The sequence below is a fragment of the Streptomyces sp. DH12 genome (assembly GCF_020873895.1).
Classification (GTDB): Bacteria; Actinomycetota; Actinomycetes; order Streptomycetales; family Streptomycetaceae; genus Streptomyces.
The window spans coordinates 76,401-92,717 of sequence record NZ_JAHWGT010000007.1; the positions used below are offsets into that span (position 1 = coordinate 76,401).

At 74.6% G+C, this 16,317-nt stretch carries 15 protein-coding genes; 2 read left to right on the top strand and 13 right to left on the bottom strand.

What is annotated here, in order from left to right; translation table 11 throughout:
* Positions 1-40: 40 nt before the first annotated feature.
* The 5 genes from LPA54_RS08315 to fmt form a co-directional block, all read right to left on the bottom strand.
* Positions 41-1,486, bottom strand: coding sequence for a GuaB1 family IMP dehydrogenase-related protein (locus LPA54_RS08315; RefSeq protein WP_228975331.1), 1,446 nt, complete (start codon positions 1,484-1,486; stop codon positions 41-43).
* Positions 1,487-1,674: 188 nt separating this feature from the next.
* On the bottom strand, positions 1,675-2,721 hold the full coding sequence (locus tag LPA54_RS08320) for a sugar-binding transcriptional regulator (RefSeq protein ID WP_228975333.1): 1,047 nt from the start codon (positions 2,719-2,721) through the stop codon (positions 1,675-1,677).
* A gap of 85 nt (positions 2,722-2,806) precedes the next feature.
* Entirely contained in the window at positions 2,807-3,490 is a 684-nt protein-coding gene (rpe, locus tag LPA54_RS08325; RefSeq protein WP_228975336.1) for a ribulose-phosphate 3-epimerase, read from the bottom strand.
* 191 nt (positions 3,491-3,681) lie between these two features.
* Positions 3,682-5,118, bottom strand: a complete 1,437-nt coding sequence (locus LPA54_RS08330) for an RsmB/NOP family class I SAM-dependent RNA methyltransferase (protein WP_228975337.1) — start codon at positions 5,116-5,118, stop codon at positions 3,682-3,684.
* A 133-nt stretch (positions 5,119-5,251) separates the two neighbouring features.
* Positions 5,252-6,187 carry a methionyl-tRNA formyltransferase gene (fmt, locus tag LPA54_RS08335; protein WP_228975338.1) on the bottom strand — a complete coding sequence of 312 codons (936 nt, stop codon included), beginning with the start codon at positions 6,185-6,187 and terminating at the stop codon, positions 5,252-5,254.
* Positions 6,188-6,495: 308 nt separating this feature from the next.
* Between fmt and LPA54_RS08340 the strand changes: the two genes are divergently transcribed.
* The gene (locus LPA54_RS08340; protein WP_228975340.1) at positions 6,496-7,044 is read left to right on the top strand and encodes a hypothetical protein; all 549 of its coding nucleotides are present in this window, start codon (positions 6,496-6,498) and stop codon (positions 7,042-7,044) included.
* 97 nt (positions 7,045-7,141) lie between these two features.
* Here the strand turns inward: LPA54_RS08340 and LPA54_RS08345 are convergent, their stop codons facing one another.
* Positions 7,142-9,295 carry a primosomal protein N' gene (locus LPA54_RS08345; protein WP_228975342.1) on the bottom strand — a complete coding sequence of 718 codons (2,154 nt, stop codon included), beginning with the start codon at positions 9,293-9,295 and terminating at the stop codon, positions 7,142-7,144.
* Positions 9,296-9,360: 65 nt separating this feature from the next.
* Between LPA54_RS08345 and LPA54_RS08350 the strand changes: the two genes are divergently transcribed.
* Positions 9,361-9,735, top strand: coding sequence for a hypothetical protein (locus tag LPA54_RS08350; protein ID WP_306806483.1), 375 nt, complete (start codon positions 9,361-9,363; stop codon positions 9,733-9,735).
* Positions 9,736-9,859: 124 nt separating this feature from the next.
* Here the strand turns inward: LPA54_RS08350 and metK are convergent, their stop codons facing one another.
* From metK to LPA54_RS08385, 7 genes are all read right to left on the bottom strand, one after another.
* Complete coding sequence (gene metK, locus LPA54_RS08355; protein WP_228975344.1) at positions 9,860-11,068, bottom strand: methionine adenosyltransferase; 1,209 nt, start codon at positions 11,066-11,068, stop codon at positions 9,860-9,862.
* A 245-nt stretch (positions 11,069-11,313) separates the two neighbouring features.
* On the bottom strand, positions 11,314-12,522 hold the full coding sequence (coaBC, locus tag LPA54_RS08360) for a bifunctional phosphopantothenoylcysteine decarboxylase/phosphopantothenate--cysteine ligase CoaBC (protein ID WP_228975345.1): 1,209 nt from the start codon (positions 12,520-12,522) through the stop codon (positions 11,314-11,316).
* A 94-nt stretch (positions 12,523-12,616) separates the two neighbouring features.
* Entirely contained in the window at positions 12,617-12,889 is a 273-nt protein-coding gene (gene rpoZ / locus LPA54_RS08365; protein WP_003982715.1) for a DNA-directed RNA polymerase subunit omega, read from the bottom strand.
* A 29-nt stretch (positions 12,890-12,918) separates the two neighbouring features.
* Entirely contained in the window at positions 12,919-13,512 is a 594-nt protein-coding gene (gene gmk, locus LPA54_RS08370; protein ID WP_228975347.1) for a guanylate kinase, read from the bottom strand.
* A 51-nt stretch (positions 13,513-13,563) separates the two neighbouring features.
* Positions 13,564-13,887, bottom strand: a complete 324-nt coding sequence (locus LPA54_RS08375) for an integration host factor (protein ID WP_016638838.1) — start codon at positions 13,885-13,887, stop codon at positions 13,564-13,566.
* A gap of 484 nt (positions 13,888-14,371) precedes the next feature.
* Entirely contained in the window at positions 14,372-15,217 is an 846-nt protein-coding gene (gene pyrF, locus LPA54_RS08380; RefSeq protein ID WP_308112819.1) for an orotidine-5'-phosphate decarboxylase, read from the bottom strand.
* Complete coding sequence (locus LPA54_RS08385; RefSeq protein WP_228975349.1) at positions 15,214-16,317, bottom strand: quinone-dependent dihydroorotate dehydrogenase; 1,104 nt, start codon at positions 16,315-16,317, stop codon at positions 15,214-15,216. Before LPA54_RS08385 ends, pyrF begins: the two co-directional genes overlap by 4 nt.

Consider the following 16,317-nt stretch of genomic DNA (forward strand, 5'->3'; position numbering starts at 1 on the left):
CGGCTCCTCGGCGCTGCCGGGGCGGACCGGCGCGCGGGGGTCAGCTCCAGCTGGCGTGCAGCGGCTTGCCCTCGGCGTAGCCGGCGGCGCTCTGGACGCCGACGACGGCCTTCTCCGCGAACTCCTCCAGCGAGGCGGCACCCGCGTAGGTGCAGGAGGAGCGGACGCCCGCGATGATCGAGTCGATCAGGTCCTCGACGCCCGGGCGGGACGGGTCGAGGAACATCCGCGAGTGCGAGATGCCCTCCTCGAAGACCGCCTTGCGGGCGCGGTCGTACGCGGACTCCTCGCTGGTGCGGTTGCGGACGGCGCGCTTGGACGCCATGCCGAACGACTCCTTGTACAGACGGCCGCCGGCGTCCTGCTGGAGGTCGCCCGGGGACTCGTACGTACCGGCGAACCAGGAGCCGATCATCACGTTCGACGCGCCGGCGGCGAGGGCCATCGCGACGTCGCGGGGGTGGCGGACGCCACCGTCGGCCCACACGTGCTTGCCGTACTTCTTCGCCTCGGCGGCGCACTCCAGGACGGCGGAGAACTGCGGGCGGCCCACGCCGGTCATCATCCGGGTGGTGCACATGGCGCCGGGGCCCACACCGACCTTGATGATGTCCGCGCCGGCCTCGATGAGGTCGCGCACGCCCTCGGCGGCGACGATGTTGCCGGCGACGATCGGGACCTGCGGGTCGAGGCCGCGGACGGCCCTGACGGCGGCGATCATCGACTCCTGGTGACCGTGCGCGGTGTCCACGACGAGGGTGTCGACACCCGCGTCGAGGAGCTGCTTGGCCTTGCCCGCGACGTCGCCGTTGATGCCGACGGCCGCGGCGACGCGGAGCTTGCCGTTCGCGTCGACGGCCGGCGTGTACAGCGTGGCGCGCAGCGCGCCCTTGCGGGTCAGGATGCCGGCGAGGCGGCCCTCCGCGTCCACGGCCGGGGCGTAGCGGCGGTTGCGGTGGTCGAGGACGTTGAACGCCTCGCGCGGGTCGATGTCCGCGTCGAGCAGCAGCAGCTCGTCCTTGGACATGACCTCGGACAGCTGCGTGAAGCGGTCCACACCGGAGAGGTCCTCGTCGGTGACGACGCCGATGGGGCGCTGGTCCGCGTCGACGACGACGCCGGCGTTGTGCGCGCGCTTGGGCAGCAGCGACAGCGCGTCGGCGACGGTCTGGTGGGCGTCGAGCACGATCGGGGTGTCGAGCACGTGATGGCGGCTCTTCACCCAGGAGATCACGTCGGTGACGACCTCGATCGGGATGTCCTGGGGAATCACGACCAGCCCACCGCGGCGGGCGACGGTCTCCGCCATGCGGCGGCCGGCGATGGCGGTCATGTTGGCCACGACCAGCGGGATGGTGGTCCCGGTGCCGTCGGGGGTGGTGAGGTCGACGCCCTGGCGGGAGCCCACGGCCGAGCGGCTAGGCACCATGAACACATCGTCGTACGTGAGGTCGTACGGCGGCTTCAGGTCATTGAGGAAACGCACGTGCTGAACATCCCAGTCGTTCGGAGTTGGCCCCCGGGCATCTCAGCCGGGGGGAAAACGCACGTACTTCATTGTCCCATGCCGACGCGCGTTCGACCCCCGGGCGGAACCTCCAGGTCACGCGGGGTGACCTGGTGCGTTCCTCCAACTCCGTCCCCGCCGACGGGGGCGGCGCGGGTCCGGCCGGGTCAGTTGTCGGGGTCAGCGCGCTCCAGCGCGGGACGCGGGCCCGGCTCGGACTCGGTCAGCAGGTAGTCGGCGGCGGCCGTGTCCGTGACGAGGCTGGTGACCAGCCCCGAGCGGAGCACCGCGCCGATGGCGGCCGCCTTGCGGTGGCCGCCGGCGATGGCGACGACCTCGGGGATCCGGCGCAGCCGGTCCGCCTCGACGGTGATGCACCGCTCGCCCAGGTCGCGCCCGACGCGGCGGCCGGAGGCGTCGAAGAGGTGCGCGGACATCTCCGCGGCGACGCCGAGCGACGCGTAGTGGGCGCGCTCCTCGTCGCTGAGCATGTCGTGGACGGTGGAGATGCCCGGCTCCCACGAGCCGATGGACACCGCGGCGACGGTGACCTTGTCGAAGTACTCGAAGGCACGGGCGATGCCGGTCTGGTTGCGCAGCGCGGCCGCGGTGGCCGGGTCGGGCAGCAGCATCGGGGCGTAGATGGGGTGGGCCTCGCCGCCGGAGACCTGGGCGGCGCGCCGCACGGCCTCCACCGACCCGCGCTCGGCGGTCCCCGCGTCGTACACGCCGGTGAGCTGGACGACCGTGCAGGGCGGCAGCCGGTCGAGGGCGGCGGCCATGTGGATGGTGGATCTGCCCCAGGCCAGGCCCAGCACGTCGCCCTCGGCGACGAGCTCGCCGAGGAGGTCGGCCGCCACCTCGCCGAGGTTCTCCGGGTCCGGCGACTCGTCCTCGGCCTCCGCCGGGGACTCGACGACGACGGCGTGGCGCAGGCCGTAGCGGGCGCGCAGGGCGTCGGAGCGCTCCGCGTCCAGCTCGGCGGGTACGCGGATCTCGATCCGTACGAGGTCGCGCTCCAGAGCGGTCTCCAGGACGCGGGCCACCTTGAAGCGGCTGACGCCGAACTCCTCGGCGATCTGGATCTTGGACTTGCCCTCCAGGTAGAAGCGGCGCGCCATGGCCGCCGCCTGCACCAGCTCCGCGGGTCCCATCCGCAGGGCTGGACGTCCCGCCGACATTGCAGACACCGCGTTCTCCTCACTGCTCTTCACACTACGGATGGCCATCCTTGCAGATCCGACGACCCTTGATCAGTCCTGTTGGTTTGCGTTCATCTGCCGGTGACCCGGCGGTGGCTCAGTGTCCGCACGCCCACGCCGCCGAGGCGGTCGCCCGCTCGGCGTCGGCGCGCAGCGCCCGCACGGCCCCGGCCGGGTCGTCGGCCCCGTACACGGCGGAACCGGCGACGAAGACGTCGGCCCCGGCCTCGGCGCACCGCTCGATGGTGGCCGCGGAGACGCCTCCGTCGACCTGGAGCCACAGCTCCAGGCCGTGCTTGGAGATCAGCTCACGGGTGCGGCGGATCTTGGGCAGCATGATGTCGAGGAAGGCCTGCCCGCCGAAGCCGGGTTCGACGGTCATGATGAGCAGCATGTCCAGTTCGGGGAGCAGGTCCTCGAACGGCTCGATGGGCGTGGCGGGCTTGAGCGCCATGGAGGCGCGGGCGCCCTTGGCCCGGATCTCCCGCGCCAGCCGCACGGGGGCGGCGGCGGCCTCCACGTGGAAGGTGACGGAGCCCGCGCCCGCCTCCACGTACTGCGGGGCCCAGCGGTCGGGGTCCTCGATCATCAGGTGGCAGTCGAGCGGGATGTCCGTCGCCCGGCTCAGCGACTCCACGACCGGAACGCCCAGGGTCAGGTTGGGCACGAAGTGGTTGTCCATGACGTCGACGTGGAGCCAGTCGGCGCCGTCGACCGCCCGGGCCTCCTCGGCGAGGCGGGAGAAGTCGGCGGACAGGATGCTGGGGTTGATCTGGGCCATGGGCCAAGCCTGCCACGTCCCGGGGCCCTTCCTCGCCCCGATCCCGTGGACGGCCGGGGCCGGGCTGGGACAGTCCGCCCGATTCCCGGCGAATCCGGGCGGGGCTCGTCCGTACGGGCGGCGCCGGCCGCAACCGGCGCGCGCCGGCGGGCACGTGCCGCCTGACGGCCGACCGTCAGGCGGTGCGGCCGTCAGGCGGTGCGGCGCAGGAGCGCCAGGTACATCGCGTCCGTGCCGTGCAGGTGGGGCCAGAGCTGTACGTCGGGCCCGTCGCCGAGCGCGGGCACGCCGGGCATCAGGGGGCGGGCGTCGATCAGCTCGGCGCTCGTCCCCGCCGCCTCCCCGCGCCCCCTCAGGATGTCGTCGACGACCGCCCGGGTCTCCGCGAGGTGCGGCGAGCAGGTCGCGTACCCGACGACGCCGCCGACGCGCACCGCCTTCAGCGCCTCGGCGAGCAGCGACCGCTGGAGCGGGGCGAAGCCGTCCAGGTCCTCGGGGCGGCGGCGCCAGCGCGCCTCGGGGCGGCGGCGCAGGGCGCCGAGGCCCGAGCAGGGCACGTCGACGAGGACGCGGTCGAAGGAGCCCGGTCGCCAGGGCGGGCGGGTGCCGTCGGCGGTGACGACCTCGTACGGGCCGGGGTTGCCCTCCAGGGCGCGCGCGACGAGGCGGGCCCGGTGGGGCTGCTTCTCGGCGGCGAGCAGGAAGGCCCCGCGCCGAGCGGCGAGCGCGCCGAGCAGGGCGGCCTTGCCGCCGGGACCGGCGCACCCGTCCAGCCACCGCTCGTCCCGGCCGTCGAGGGGAGCGTCGGCCAGGGCGAGTGCCACGAGCTGGCTGCCCTCGTCCTGCACGCCGACCCGGCCCTCCCGGACGGCGTCCAGGGCGCCCGGCTCGCCGCCCTCGGAGAGGCGCACGGCGTAGGGCGACCAGCGCCCGGGGAGCGCGGCGTCCTCGCCGAGCGCCGCCAGCAGCTCGTCGGGGGTGGCCCGGCCGGGGCGGGCGACGAGGGTCACCTCGGGCCGTTCGTTGTCGGCCTCCAGCAGGTCCTCGATGCCCGCGCGGCCGCCGCCCAGGGCGTCCCACAGGGCGGAGACCACCCAGCGCGGGTGTGCGTGCACGACGGCGAGGTGGTCCTCCGGGTCCTCGTCGTAGGGCGGCGCGACCCGCTCCAGCCAGGCGTCCAGGTCGTGCTGGGCGACCTTGCGCAGTACGGCGTTGACGAACTTCGCCCGTCCGTCGCCGAGCACCACGCGCGCCAGCTCGACGCTGGCCGAGACCGCCGCGTGCGTCGGGATCCGCGTCCCGAGCAGCTGGTGCGCGCCGAGCGCCAGCACGTCCAGCACCGGCGGGTCGACCTCGCGCAGCGGCCGGTCGACGCAGGCGGCGACGATCGCGTCGTACGTGCCCTGGCGCCGCAGCGTCCCGTAGACCAGCTCCGTCGCCAGCGCCGCGTCCCGCGCGTCGAAGCCGTCCTTCTCCCGCGCCTTGCGCAGCAGGGGCGGGAGGACGAGGTTGGCGTAGGCGTCCCGCTCGTCGACGGCGCGCAGCGCCTCGAAGGCCAGGATCCGCACGGGGTCCTTCTTGGGGCGCCGGTGGGGCTTGGGGGGACGGCGACGGGCTTGCTCGCTCAAAAGGTGCTCCGCTTTCGCATTCGGTAGAACCCTTCCAGCGTAGTGCGCCGCTCGTCCGCGCGGCCCGGCCCCCGGGGCGCCGGTCCCCCGGGGGCCGGCGGCCGGCGGGGCGCGCCGACCGCCGGGCGAGGCGTCAGGCGGCGCCGAGGCGCTCGCCCGCGCCGATGCGCACGCCGCGCGCCCAGTCCGCGGCCCGCATGGGCTTCTTGCCCTGGGCCTGCACCCACAGCAGCTCGACGGCGTGCGAGCCGGTGCCGACGTGCACGTCGTTCTTGCCGACCGCCAGCTCGCCGGGGGCCAGGTCGGTTCGGCCCGGGGCGGGCACGGCCTGGACCAGCTTGAGGCGCTCGCCGCGGAAGAGGGTCCACGCCCCGGGGGCCGGGGTGCAGCCGCGCACGACGCGGTCGACGCGGAGCGCCGGCGCGGTCCAGTCGACCCGGGCGTCCTCGACGGTGATCTTCGGCGCGAGCGTGACGCCCTCGGCGGGCTGCGGGACGGCCTTCAGGGTGCCGTCCTCGATGCCGTCCATGGTCGCGGCGAGCAGCCCGGAGCCGGCGAACGCCAGCCGGGTGAGCAGGTCGCCGCTGGTGTCGGTGGGCCGGACCGCCTCGGTGACCACGCCGTACACGGGCCCGGAGTCCAGGCCCTCCTCGATCAGGAAGGTCGACGCGCCGGTCATCTCGTCCCCCGCCATCAGCGCGTGCTGGACCGGCGCGGCGCCGCGCCAGGCGGGCAGCAGGGAGAAATGCAGGTTGACCCAGCCGTGGGCGGGGATGTCGAGCGCGACCTTCGGCAGGAGCGCGCCGTAGGCGACCACCGGGCAGCAGTCGGGCGCGATCTCGCGGAGCCGGGCGAGGAAGTCCTCGTCACGGGGCCTGGCCGGCTTGAGCACCTCGATCCCCGCCTCGGCCGCCCGCTCCGCCACCGGGCTCGCGACCAGCCTGCGGCCCCGTCCCGCGGGCGCGTCGGGCCTGGTGACGACGGCGGCGACCTCGTGCCGGTCGGAGGCGATGAGGGCGTCCAGGGCGGGTACGGCGACCTCGGGGGTGCCTGCGAAGACGAGCTTCACTCCGTGATACCTCGCTTGTTCGTCGGAGCGCGGCGGGAGAGGCCCTGCCGGGTCCCGGGGGCGGTCGGGCAACGCACCAGTCTAGGGCCTGCCCTGTGGGGCGCCGCCCCGGCCGACCTGGTCGGCCGGCTCCCGCGCCGCCCGGGTCCGGGGGGCGTACGCATATCCGTGCGCCCTGCGCATATGCGGATACGCCCCCGCTGCGTGACCCCGGCCACGGGTGGCGCGTTGTCAAAGCAGATTGACCGTATCGGGTCGCTCCAGGACGCGGCCCGCCCCCTTTCAACGCCGGTTCGAGAGGCTTGTCAATGGCCGACCACGCAACCCACGACGCCCAAGCCCGGGCGAGTCTGCACCTGCTGGTGCGGGACATCGAGCGGGTCCGCCGGCAGGTGGACGCCCTGCGCACGCTCACCGCCCAGCTGGGCAACGTCTACCGCCCGCGTCGCTCCGGCCCCTCGACGGGCTTCGTCGTCTACGGCAGGGCCCCGGCCCCCACCGTCCGGCTCGCCCAGGAGCTGCGCGACAGCGTGGAGACGCTGGTGACCGCGGCCGTCGACTTCGACCGCTCGCTGGGTTTCTCGTGGGACGCGGTCGGCTCGGCGCTGGGCGTGACGAAGCAGGCGGTGCACCGCCGGTACGGCGCCCGCCGGGCGTCGGCGCAGCAGCCGGCCGCGGCCGGCGCGGACCACGCGGGCGAGCCCGGGGCCACGCGCACCATCCCGGTGGCCGCGCCCGTCGCGTCGGTCCCGGCGGCCCGCTCGATGCCGCCGCAGCCGACGGCCCAGTCGCTGCGGGACCCGTCCCACCGCGAGGAGGTCCGCCCGAGCGCCTTCCCCGGCCCGCGCAACGGCTGACCCTCCCCTCCCACCGGCCGCCCGGCCCGCCGCCCCTCCCCCGCGGCGGGCCGGGCGGCCGTCGCACGTCGCCGGCCGTCCGCCGCGCCCCGCCGGTTCAGCCGATGTCCGGTGGGTCGATCCGCACGCGCACGGGCGTGGTCCCGCCCTTCGCCAGCCGGGCCGCCTGGGCGGTCTTCAGCGCGGCGGCCAGAGAGGCCCCGCTGCCCGGCGGGACCCGCAGCAGGGCGCGTTCCCAAACCTCCCCCGGGGGCGGGTCGCCCGGGCGGCGCGGGCCGCCCGGGGCGGGCCGGCGGAGCGGGACCGGCCCGAGGACCTCGGCCTCGGCGGGGAGCCGCACGGCCGCCAGGAACTCCGCGACCGCCTCGGCGGGCCCCGCCACCGCGGCCATCCGGGAGACCGGCGGGAACCCCAGCTCGGCCCGCTCGGCAAGCTCCCGCTGGGCGTGCCCCACGGGGTCCCACCGCACCAGCGCCTGCACCGGCCGCAGCGTCGGTTCGGCGACGACCACGACCGTCCCGCCCTCGGCCTGGCCGCGCACCAGGGACGCCGCGTCGATCCAGCGGCGCAGCGCTTCCTCGCCGGCCCGCAGGTCGGGCCGGGACAGCAGCGCCCAGCCGTCCAGGAGGAGCGCGGCCGCGTACCCGCCCTCGGCGACCGGTTCGGCGCCCGGCGTGCTCACCACGAGCGCGGGCCGGGCCGGTACGGCGTCGAGGACGTGGTCCCGCCCGGAGGTGCGCACCGGTACGGCCGGGAAGGCGCGCCCCAGTTCCTCGGCGGTGCGCCGCGCGCCCACCACCTGGGCACGCAACCGGGTGCCGCCGCACTCGGCGCAGTGCCAGTCCGGCTCGCCGCGCCCGCACCAGCCGCAGCGCAACTCGCGCTGCTCGGGCGCCTCCAGGGGGCCCGCGCAGTGCCCGCACCGCGCCGGAGCACGGCACCGCTCGCACGCCAACCGCGGCACATAACCGCGCCGGGGCACCTGCACCAGCACCGGCCCCGTCTTCAGCCCGTCCCGTACGGCCTGCCACGCGAGGGACGGCAGGCGCGCGGCGCGCGCGGCCTCGTCCCGCGCCAGCTCGCCGTCCCCCACGGTCCGTACGAGCGGCGCGGCGGCACGCACCTGGTCGCGCGGGGCCGCCAGGGGCTTGGCCCAGCCGCTCTCGACGAGCTGCGCCGCCTCGACCGTGCAGCTCGTCCCGCCGAGGAGGAAGGCGCAGCGGTCGTTCGCGGCGCGCAGCAACAGCACCTCGCGGGCGTGCGGCAGCGGCGCGTGGGGCTCGCTGTGGCTGGAGTCGCCGTCGTCCCAGATCGCGACGAGCCCGAGGTCCCGCACGGGGGCGAACATCGCGGCGCGCGTCCCCACGACGGCGCGCACGGCCCCGCGCCGGACGGCGAGCCACTGGGCGTACCGCCTCTCGGGCCCGGCCTCGGCGGTCAGCACCGCGTGCCGGCCCTCGCCGAGGACCGCGGTCAGCGCCGCGTCCACCCGCCCGGCCGCCCGCCCGTCGGGCACGACGACGAGCGCGCCGCGGCCGGAGGCGAGCGTGGCGCCGACGGCCCTGGCCAGCTCCTCCGCCCAGTGCGGGCCAGGGAGCGCGTTCCACACGGCCCGCGGCGCGGCGCCCCGCGCGAGGGCAGCCAGGAACGCCTCACCCCGCGCGTACCGCGACCACGTCCCGGGCTCCGGCGCGGCGGGCGCCGGCAGCGGCTCCGGGGAGGGGCGGCCCTCGGCGCGGGCGCTGCGCGGGGGGACGGCCAGCTGGAGCACGTCGGCGAGGCTCCCGGCGTATCGGTCGGCGACGGCCCGTGCCAGGGCGAGCAGCTCCGCGCCGAGGACGGGCTCGGGCGACACCACGTCGGCGAGGGCGGCCAGGGGCCCGGAGTAGTCGGAGTCGGCGCGCCGCTCCACGAGGAACCCGTCGATGAGGCGCCCGCCCTCGCGCCGCCCGCCCCGCACCCGGTGCGCGCCGGCCCCGAACCGCACCCGCACCCGCACGCCCGGCTGGGCGACGGCGTCGAGCTCGGCGGGCACGGCGTAGTCGAAGAACTGGTCGAGGTGGAGGACGCCCTTGTTCACCACGACCCGCGCGACGGGCAGCTCCGCGGCGAGCGCGGCCCCCCGCCACGTCCGCGGCCTGGCGCGCGGCGCCTTCGCCGCCCGGACGCTGTCCCGTATCAGCGCGAGCTGCTCGGGCGGCTCGGCCCCCCGGCCCCCGCCGCCTTCCGCCCGCCCTTCCTCGCCGCTCACAGCCCCATTCCTACCAGAGCCCACCGACAGCGCCGGGTGTCGGCGGGACGTGCTGTGATGACCGCGTGACCGTCCATGACACCGCGGCGCTTCTGCCGCCCGTACCCGCCCTGCGCGACCACTGCCGCGCCCTCGCCCTGCTGGAGGCGATCCTCCGCCCGGACCCCGCGCACCGGCGCTTCACCTTCCACGCGCGCTGGACGGCGACCGAGGAGCTCGCCGCGATGAGCAACGGCTCGGGGGACGAGTACGCGATCGTCTTCGCCCCGGCGGGCGCCCTCGTGGTGGGCTTCGACCACGAGTCGCCGATGAGCCCCTACGTCGGCGACGGGCCGTGGCCGGGCGTCGTCGACGAGGTCCCCGATGTCTTCCACCGGTACCTGGAGCCGTGTACCCGCGACGGCGACGGCTTCCCCGCCATGACCGTCTGCCTGCCCTGAACCCGCGGCTGACGCCGGCCGACCTCGCCGAGGACGCCGTCGCGGTCGGGTATCCGCGGGCCGGCCGCTGACACGCCGAAGTCCGGCATCCCCGGGGCGGGGTGCCGGACTTCGAGGCGGGTTCCTACAGGCCGGCGGCGTGGCGGAGGGCGTCGACGCGGTCGGTGCGTTCCCAGGTGAAGTCGGGCAGTTCGCGGCCGAAGTGGCCGTAGGCGGCCGTCTGGGAGTAGATCGGGCGGAGCAGGTCGAGGTCGCGGATGATCGCGGCGGGGCGGAGGTCGAAGACCGCCGCGATGGCGTTCTCGATCCTCTCCACGTCGACCTTGGCGGTGCCGAAGGTCTCGACGAACAGGCCCACCGGCTCGGCCTTGCCGATGGCGTAGGCGACCTGGACCTCGCAGCGGGAGGCCAGACCGGCCGCGACGACGTTCTTGGCGACCCAGCGCATCGCGTACGCGGCCGAGCGGTCGACCTTCGAGGGGTCCTTGCCCGAGAACGCGCCACCACCGTGGCGGGCCATGCCGCCGTAGGTGTCGATGATGATCTTCCGGCCGGTCAGGCCCGCGTCGCCCATCGGCCCGCCGATCTCGAACCGACCCGTCGGGTTGACCAGCAGCCGGTAACCCTCGGTGTCCAGCTTGATCCCGTCGTCCAGCAGCTGCTTCAGCACATGCTCCACGACGAACTCGCGGATGTCGGGCGCCAGCAGCGACTCCAGGTCGATGTCCGAGGCGTGCTGCGAGGACACCACCACCGTGTCCAGACGCACCGCCTTGTCACCGTCGTACTCGATGGTGACCTGCGTCTTGCCGTCGGGACGCAGGTAGGGGATCGTGCCGTTCTTGCGGACCTCGGTCAGCCGCTTCGACAACCGGTGCGCGAGGTGGATCGGCAGCGGCATCAGCTCCGGCGTCTCATCCGACGCGTAGCCGAACATCAGGCCCTGGTCGCCCGCACCCTGCTTGTCCAGCTCGTCCTCGTCACCCTCCACCCGGGTCTCATAGGCGGTGTCCACACCCTGCGCGATGTCCGGGGACTGCGCGCCGATCGACACCGACACCCCGCACGACGCGCCGTCGAAGCCCTTCTTCGACGAGTCGTAACCGATCTCCAGGATCTTGTTGCGCACCAGCGTGGGAATGTCCGCGTACGCCTTGGTCGTCACCTCGCCGGCCACGTGCACCAGACCGGTGGTGATCAACGTCTCCACGGCGACACGCGAAGCGGGATCCTCCCGCAACAACGCGTCGAGAATGGTGTCGCTGATCTGGTCAGCGATCTTGTCGGGGTGACCCTCGGTCACGGACTCCGAGGTGAACAGACGACGGGACACAACGCTCCCTGGGTTTGCAGCGGCTGCTGGCTGATCATTGGTGGACCGGCAGGGGGCTGCGCCCCGCGTCGTTCCGGGAACAGTTTATCGGGCACTCTCGGGCATTGGACCAGGTGTCTCGCACAACGGGAGCCTGATTGGCCACATCGGCCGCACCGGCGACGGCAAGATCACCCGTCCGAACGCGGGAGTTCGCCCCGTTCGCGGGCGCCGGGGGCTGTGAGGGGAATCACGGCGGGCCGGCTTCAGGGGAGGCGCGGGACGACCAGGTCCCACACGGTGTCCGCGAGGGCCTCCTTCGGACCGTGCGGCACCGGTGTCTCGCTGCCGTCGGCGCCGAGGACGACGGCCTCGTTCTCCTCCGAGCCGAAGGTCCTGCGCTCCCCCACCTCGTTGACGACGAGGAGGTCGCATCCCTTGCGGCGGAGCTTGGCGCGGCCGTTGGCGAGGACGTCGTCGGTCTCGGCGGCGAAGCCGACGACGACCTGGCCGGGGCGGGCGCGGTCGGCGGAGAGCTCCGCGAGGACGTCGGGGTTGCGGACGAGGACGACGGGCTCGGGCTCCTGCCCCTCCCGCTTCTTGATCTTCCCCGCGGCGTACGCGGCGGGTCGGAAGTCGGCCACGGCGGCGGCCATGACGACGGCGTCCGCGTCGGCGGCGGCCTTCAGCACGGCCTCGCGCAGCTGTACGGCCGTGCCGACCCGGACGACGTCGACGCCGGCCGGGTCGGGGAGGCCGGTGTCGGCGGCGACGAGGGTGACGCGGGCGCCCCGGGCCGCGGCCGTGCGGGCGAGGGCGTAGCCCTGCTTGCCGGAGGAGCGGTTGCCGAGGAAGCGGACGGGGTCCAACGGCTCGCGCGTGCCGCCGGCGCTGACGACGACGTGCCGACCGGTGAGGTCGGGCTCGGTGACCCCGCGGGCCAGCACGCGGCGGCACACCTCGAAGATCTCGCCGGGGTCGGGGAGGCGCCCCTTGCCCGTGTCGGCACCGGTGAGGCGGCCGACGGCGGGCTCGATGACGACGGCGCCGCGGCGCCTCAGCGTGGCGACGTTCTCCTGGGTGGCCGGGTGCTCCCACATCTCGGTGTGCATCGCCGGGGCGAAGACGACCGGGCAGCGGGCGGTGAGGAGCGTGTTGGTGAGGAGGTCCCCGGCGAGGCCGTGGGCGGCCTTGGCCAGCGTGTCGGCGGTGGCGGGGGCGACGACGACGAGGTCGGCGCCCTGTCCGATGCGCACGTGCGGGACCTCGTGCACGTCGTCCCAGACCTCGGCGGACACCGGGTTGCCGGAGAGCGCGGACCAGGTCGCCGCGCCGACGAAGTGCAGGGCGGACGCCGTCGGGACGACCCGCACGTCGTGGCCCGACTCGGTCAGCCGGCGCAGCAGCTCGCACGCCTTGTAGGCGGCGATGCCGCCGCTGACTCCGAGGACGACCTGGGGCTTGGACTCGGACACTGCGCCTCCCGCTGGTGGGGTTCGGACGACTACCGGGACACACCTCAGGCCCGGCGGTCGTGCCGCCGGGCCTGGTGATGTCGTGTAGGAGCGCTTACTGCGCCGGGCCCTCGACGGCCTCGGAGGTCAGCAGGCCCGCGTTGATCTCCCGCAGGGCGATCGAGAGGGGCTTCTCGTGGACGTGGGTGTCCACCAGGGGCCCGACGTACTCCAGCAGGCCCTCACCGAGCTGCGAGTAGTACGCGTTGATCTGCCGCGCGCGCTTGGCCGCGTAGATCACGAGGCTGTACTTCGAGTCAGTGGCCTCGAGCAGCTCGTCGATCGGCGGGTTGATGATGCCCTCGGGCGCGGTGATGGAAGAGGACACGCTCTACCTTCCGAAAAAGTGGACAAGAATCAGACAACGTCCATCAAGGCTAGCAGCTCACGCGCCACGTCCTCGACGGAGGTGTTGACGAGGGTGACGTCGAACTCGGACTCCGCGGCCAGTTCGACCTTGGCAGCTCCGAGGCGCCGCTCGATGACCTCCGGCGACTCCGTGCCCCGGCCGGTGAGCCGCCTGACCAGCTCGTCCCAGCTCGGCGGGGCGAGGAAGACCAGCTGGGCCTCCGGCATGGACTCGCGGACCAGCCGGGCGCCCTGGAGGTCGATCTCCAGCAGCACGGGCTCGCCGGACTCCAGGCGCTCCTGGACCGCGCGGCGCGGCGTGCCGTAGCGGTTGCCCGCGAACTCGGCCCACTCCAGCAGCTCGCCGTTGGCGATCAGCTTGTCGAACTCGTCGTCCGAGACGAAGTGGTACTGGACGCCGTCCTGCTCGCCGGGGCGCGGCTGGCGGGTCGTGGCCGACACCGAGAGCCAGACCTCCGGGTGGACCTTGCGCATATGGGCGACGACCGTGCTCTTGCCGACCCCGGAGGGGCCGGAGAGCACGGTCAGCCGCGGACGTACGTCCGGGGGCTCGGGGGTCGTCCCCCGGGATGTTGCAGCCATGGGGCGATTATTCCAGCTTCCGGGAGCGGTCCAGGACGCCGGTACCGGCCGTCAGGCGCCGGAGCCGCCGAACTCGCGCTCCAGGGAGGCGATCTGGTTGGAACCGAGCCCGCGCACGCGGCGGCTCTCGGAGATGCCGAGCCGCTCCATGATCTGCTTGGCGCGGACCTTGCCCACGCCCGGCAGGGACTCCAGCAGGGCGGAGACCTTCATCTTGCCGATGACATCGTTCTCCTGACCCTGCTTGATGACCTCGTGGAGCGAGGCACCGGAGTGCTTGAGTCGATTCTTGACCTCGGCCCGCTCCCGGCGAGCCGCGGCGGCCTTTTCGAGCGCGGCTGCGCGCTGTTCAGGGGTAAGGGGCGGAAGAGCCACGCCTACGTCACCTCGGATGTCGAACTGTCGGATACGGACCGGTGAGGAACCTAGTCGGCCCACACCAAGGGAGCAACGAGCAACGCAGTGACCGCTGCGAACGCTGACTCTCGTCGGAGACTAGCGGCCATGGCGGTCCGAGTCAGCGAGAACAGCGGAAAAGTCCTGGTCAGCATCGAGCTTGCCCGACATACGGGACATAACGCACAGGTTTGGGGCTCGAATCCGTCAACACCCGTCACGGCCCGTCCCGGGGGTGTCACACGGCGGCAGCGCCGCAGGTGTGCGGCGGTGTGCCGGGGGGTGAGTGAGGTGCGTCACAGTGCGGCCCCTCGCCGCCGCGAGACCGGCGGGAACCGGCCGGTGGGGCACCGCGGACGGCCGGTATCGGCCGGTGGGCCGGCCGCGCCCCCGGCCGGCGGGACCGGTCGGGGGCGCGTGCGGGGCCGAAGGGCGGCAGGAGGCGACGTAGGGCGTAGGCGGGTCAGGAGCCGACGGCGGCCCGGACCTCGTCGGCGTACCGCAGCGCCGCGTCGCGCAGGGCGGCGGCGTCCGGGCCGTGGCGCAGGACGCCGCGGCTGACGTTCGGCACGACGTTGCGCACGGCGGCGCCGAAGACGGCCGGCAGGTCCGCCGGGGTGGCGCCCTGGGCGCCGATGCCCGGGGCCAGGAGCGGGCCGTTGACCTCCAGGTCGAAGGAGGACAGGTCGCCGAGGGTGGCGCCGACGACCGCGCCGAAGGACCCCAGCGGAGCCTGCCCGGCGTTCTCCTCGGCCAGGCGCGCCAGTACGGTCGCGGCGACGGTCCGCCCGTCCTCGCGGACCGCCCGCTGCACCTCGGCGCCCTCCGGGTTGGAGGTCAGGGCGAGGACGAACAGCCCGGCGCCGCTCTCGCGCGCCAGCCGCACGGCGGGCTCCAGGGAGCCGTACCCGAGGAACGGCGAGACCGTCAGCGCGTCCGAGAAGAGCGGCGCGTCCGGGCGCAGGTAGGTCTCGGCGTAGGCCGCCATGGTCGAGCCGATGTCCCCGCGCTTGGCGTCCATGACCACCAGCGCCCCGGCGCCGCGCAGGTCGGCGACGGCGCGCTCCAGCACCGCGAGGCCGCGCGAGCCGAACCGCTCGAAGAAGGCGCTCTGCGGCTTGAAGACGGCGACGGTCCCGGCGAGGGCGTCGACGACGGTGCGGGTGAAGGTCTCCAGGCCGTCCACGTCGTCCTTCAGGCCCCACGCGGCCAGCAGGGACGCGTGCGGGTCGATGCCGACGCAGAGCGGGCCGCGGGCGTCCATGGCTTCGCGCAGCCGGGCGCCGAAGGGAACCGGGGTCGCTGTCACTGGACCGCCTTTCGGGTGTCCGCGCCGACGGCGTCGGCGAGGGTCGCGTACGGGGAGGCCCGGAGCCGGGCCGCCAGGCCCTTGTGGAGGGCGCGGGCGTAGAAGGGGCCCTCGTAGACGAAGGCGCTGTAGCCCTGGACCAGCGTGGCGCCGGCGAGGATGCGCTGCCAGGCGTCCTCGGCGTTCTCGATGCCGCCGACGCCGACGAGCGTGAGGCGGTCGCCGACGCGCGCGTGGAGGCGGCGCAGGACCTCCAGCGAGCGCTGCTTGAGCGGGGCGCCGGACAGGCCGCCCGTCTCGCCGGCGAGCCGCGCCGGGGAGGCCAGGCCCTCGCGGGAGACGGTGGTGTTGGTGGCGATGATGCCGTCCAGGCCCAGCTCGACGGCGAGGTCGGCGACGGCGTCGACGTCCTCGTCGGCCAGGTCGGGGGCGATCTTGACGAGGAGGGGGACGCGCCGGTCGGTGACCGTGCGGTCCGCGGCCTCGCGCACCGCCGTCAGCAGCGGCCGCAGGGACTCCGTGGCCTGGAGGTTGCGCAGGCCCGGGGTGTTCGGGGAGGAGACGTTGACGACGAGGTAGTCGGCGTGCCGGGCGAGGCGCTCGGCCGACTTCACGTAGTCGGCGACGGCCTCCGCCTCGGGCACGGCCTTCGTCTTGCCGATGTTGACGCCGACGACCGTGCGGAAGACCGGGACGCGCGTGCGCAGGCGCTCGGCGACGGCGGCGGAGCCGTCGTTGTTGAAGCCCATCCGGTTGATCAGGGCGCGGTCCGGCACGAGCCGGAAGAGGCGCTTGCGGGGGTTGCCCGGCTGCGGCTCGCCGGTGACCGTGCCGATCTCGACGTGGTCGAAGCCGAGCATCGCCATGCCGTCGATGGCGACGGCGTTCTTGTCGAAGCCGGCGGCGAGGCCGAACGGCCCGTGCATCCGCAGGCCGAGCGCCTCCGTCCGCAGCTCCCGGTACCGGGGCGCGAGGAGGGCGGCGAGGAAGGTCCGCAGGACGGGGACGCGGGCGGCGAGGCGGATCCAGCGGAAGGCCAGGTGGTGGGCCTGCTCGGGGTCCATCCGTGTGAAGCACAGCCGGAAGAAGAGCTTGTACAT

What these genes read in the sequence shown, in the direction of transcription:
- rpe (WP_228975336.1), bottom strand. Translation starts at nt 3,490, where the DNA reads ATGGCCCAGATCAACCCCAGCATCCTGTCCGCCGACTTCTCCCGCCTC.
- LPA54_RS08340 (WP_228975340.1), top strand. Translation starts at nt 6,496, where the DNA reads ATGGCCGACCACGCAACCCACGACGCCCAAGCCCGGGCGAGTCTGCAC.
- gmk (WP_228975347.1), bottom strand. Translation starts at nt 13,512, where the DNA reads ATGGCTGCAACATCCCGGGGGACGACCCCCGAGCCCCCGGACGTACGT.
- LPA54_RS08385 (WP_228975349.1), bottom strand. Translation starts at nt 16,317, where the DNA reads ATGTACAAGCTCTTCTTCCGGCTGTGCTTCACACGGATGGACCCCGAG.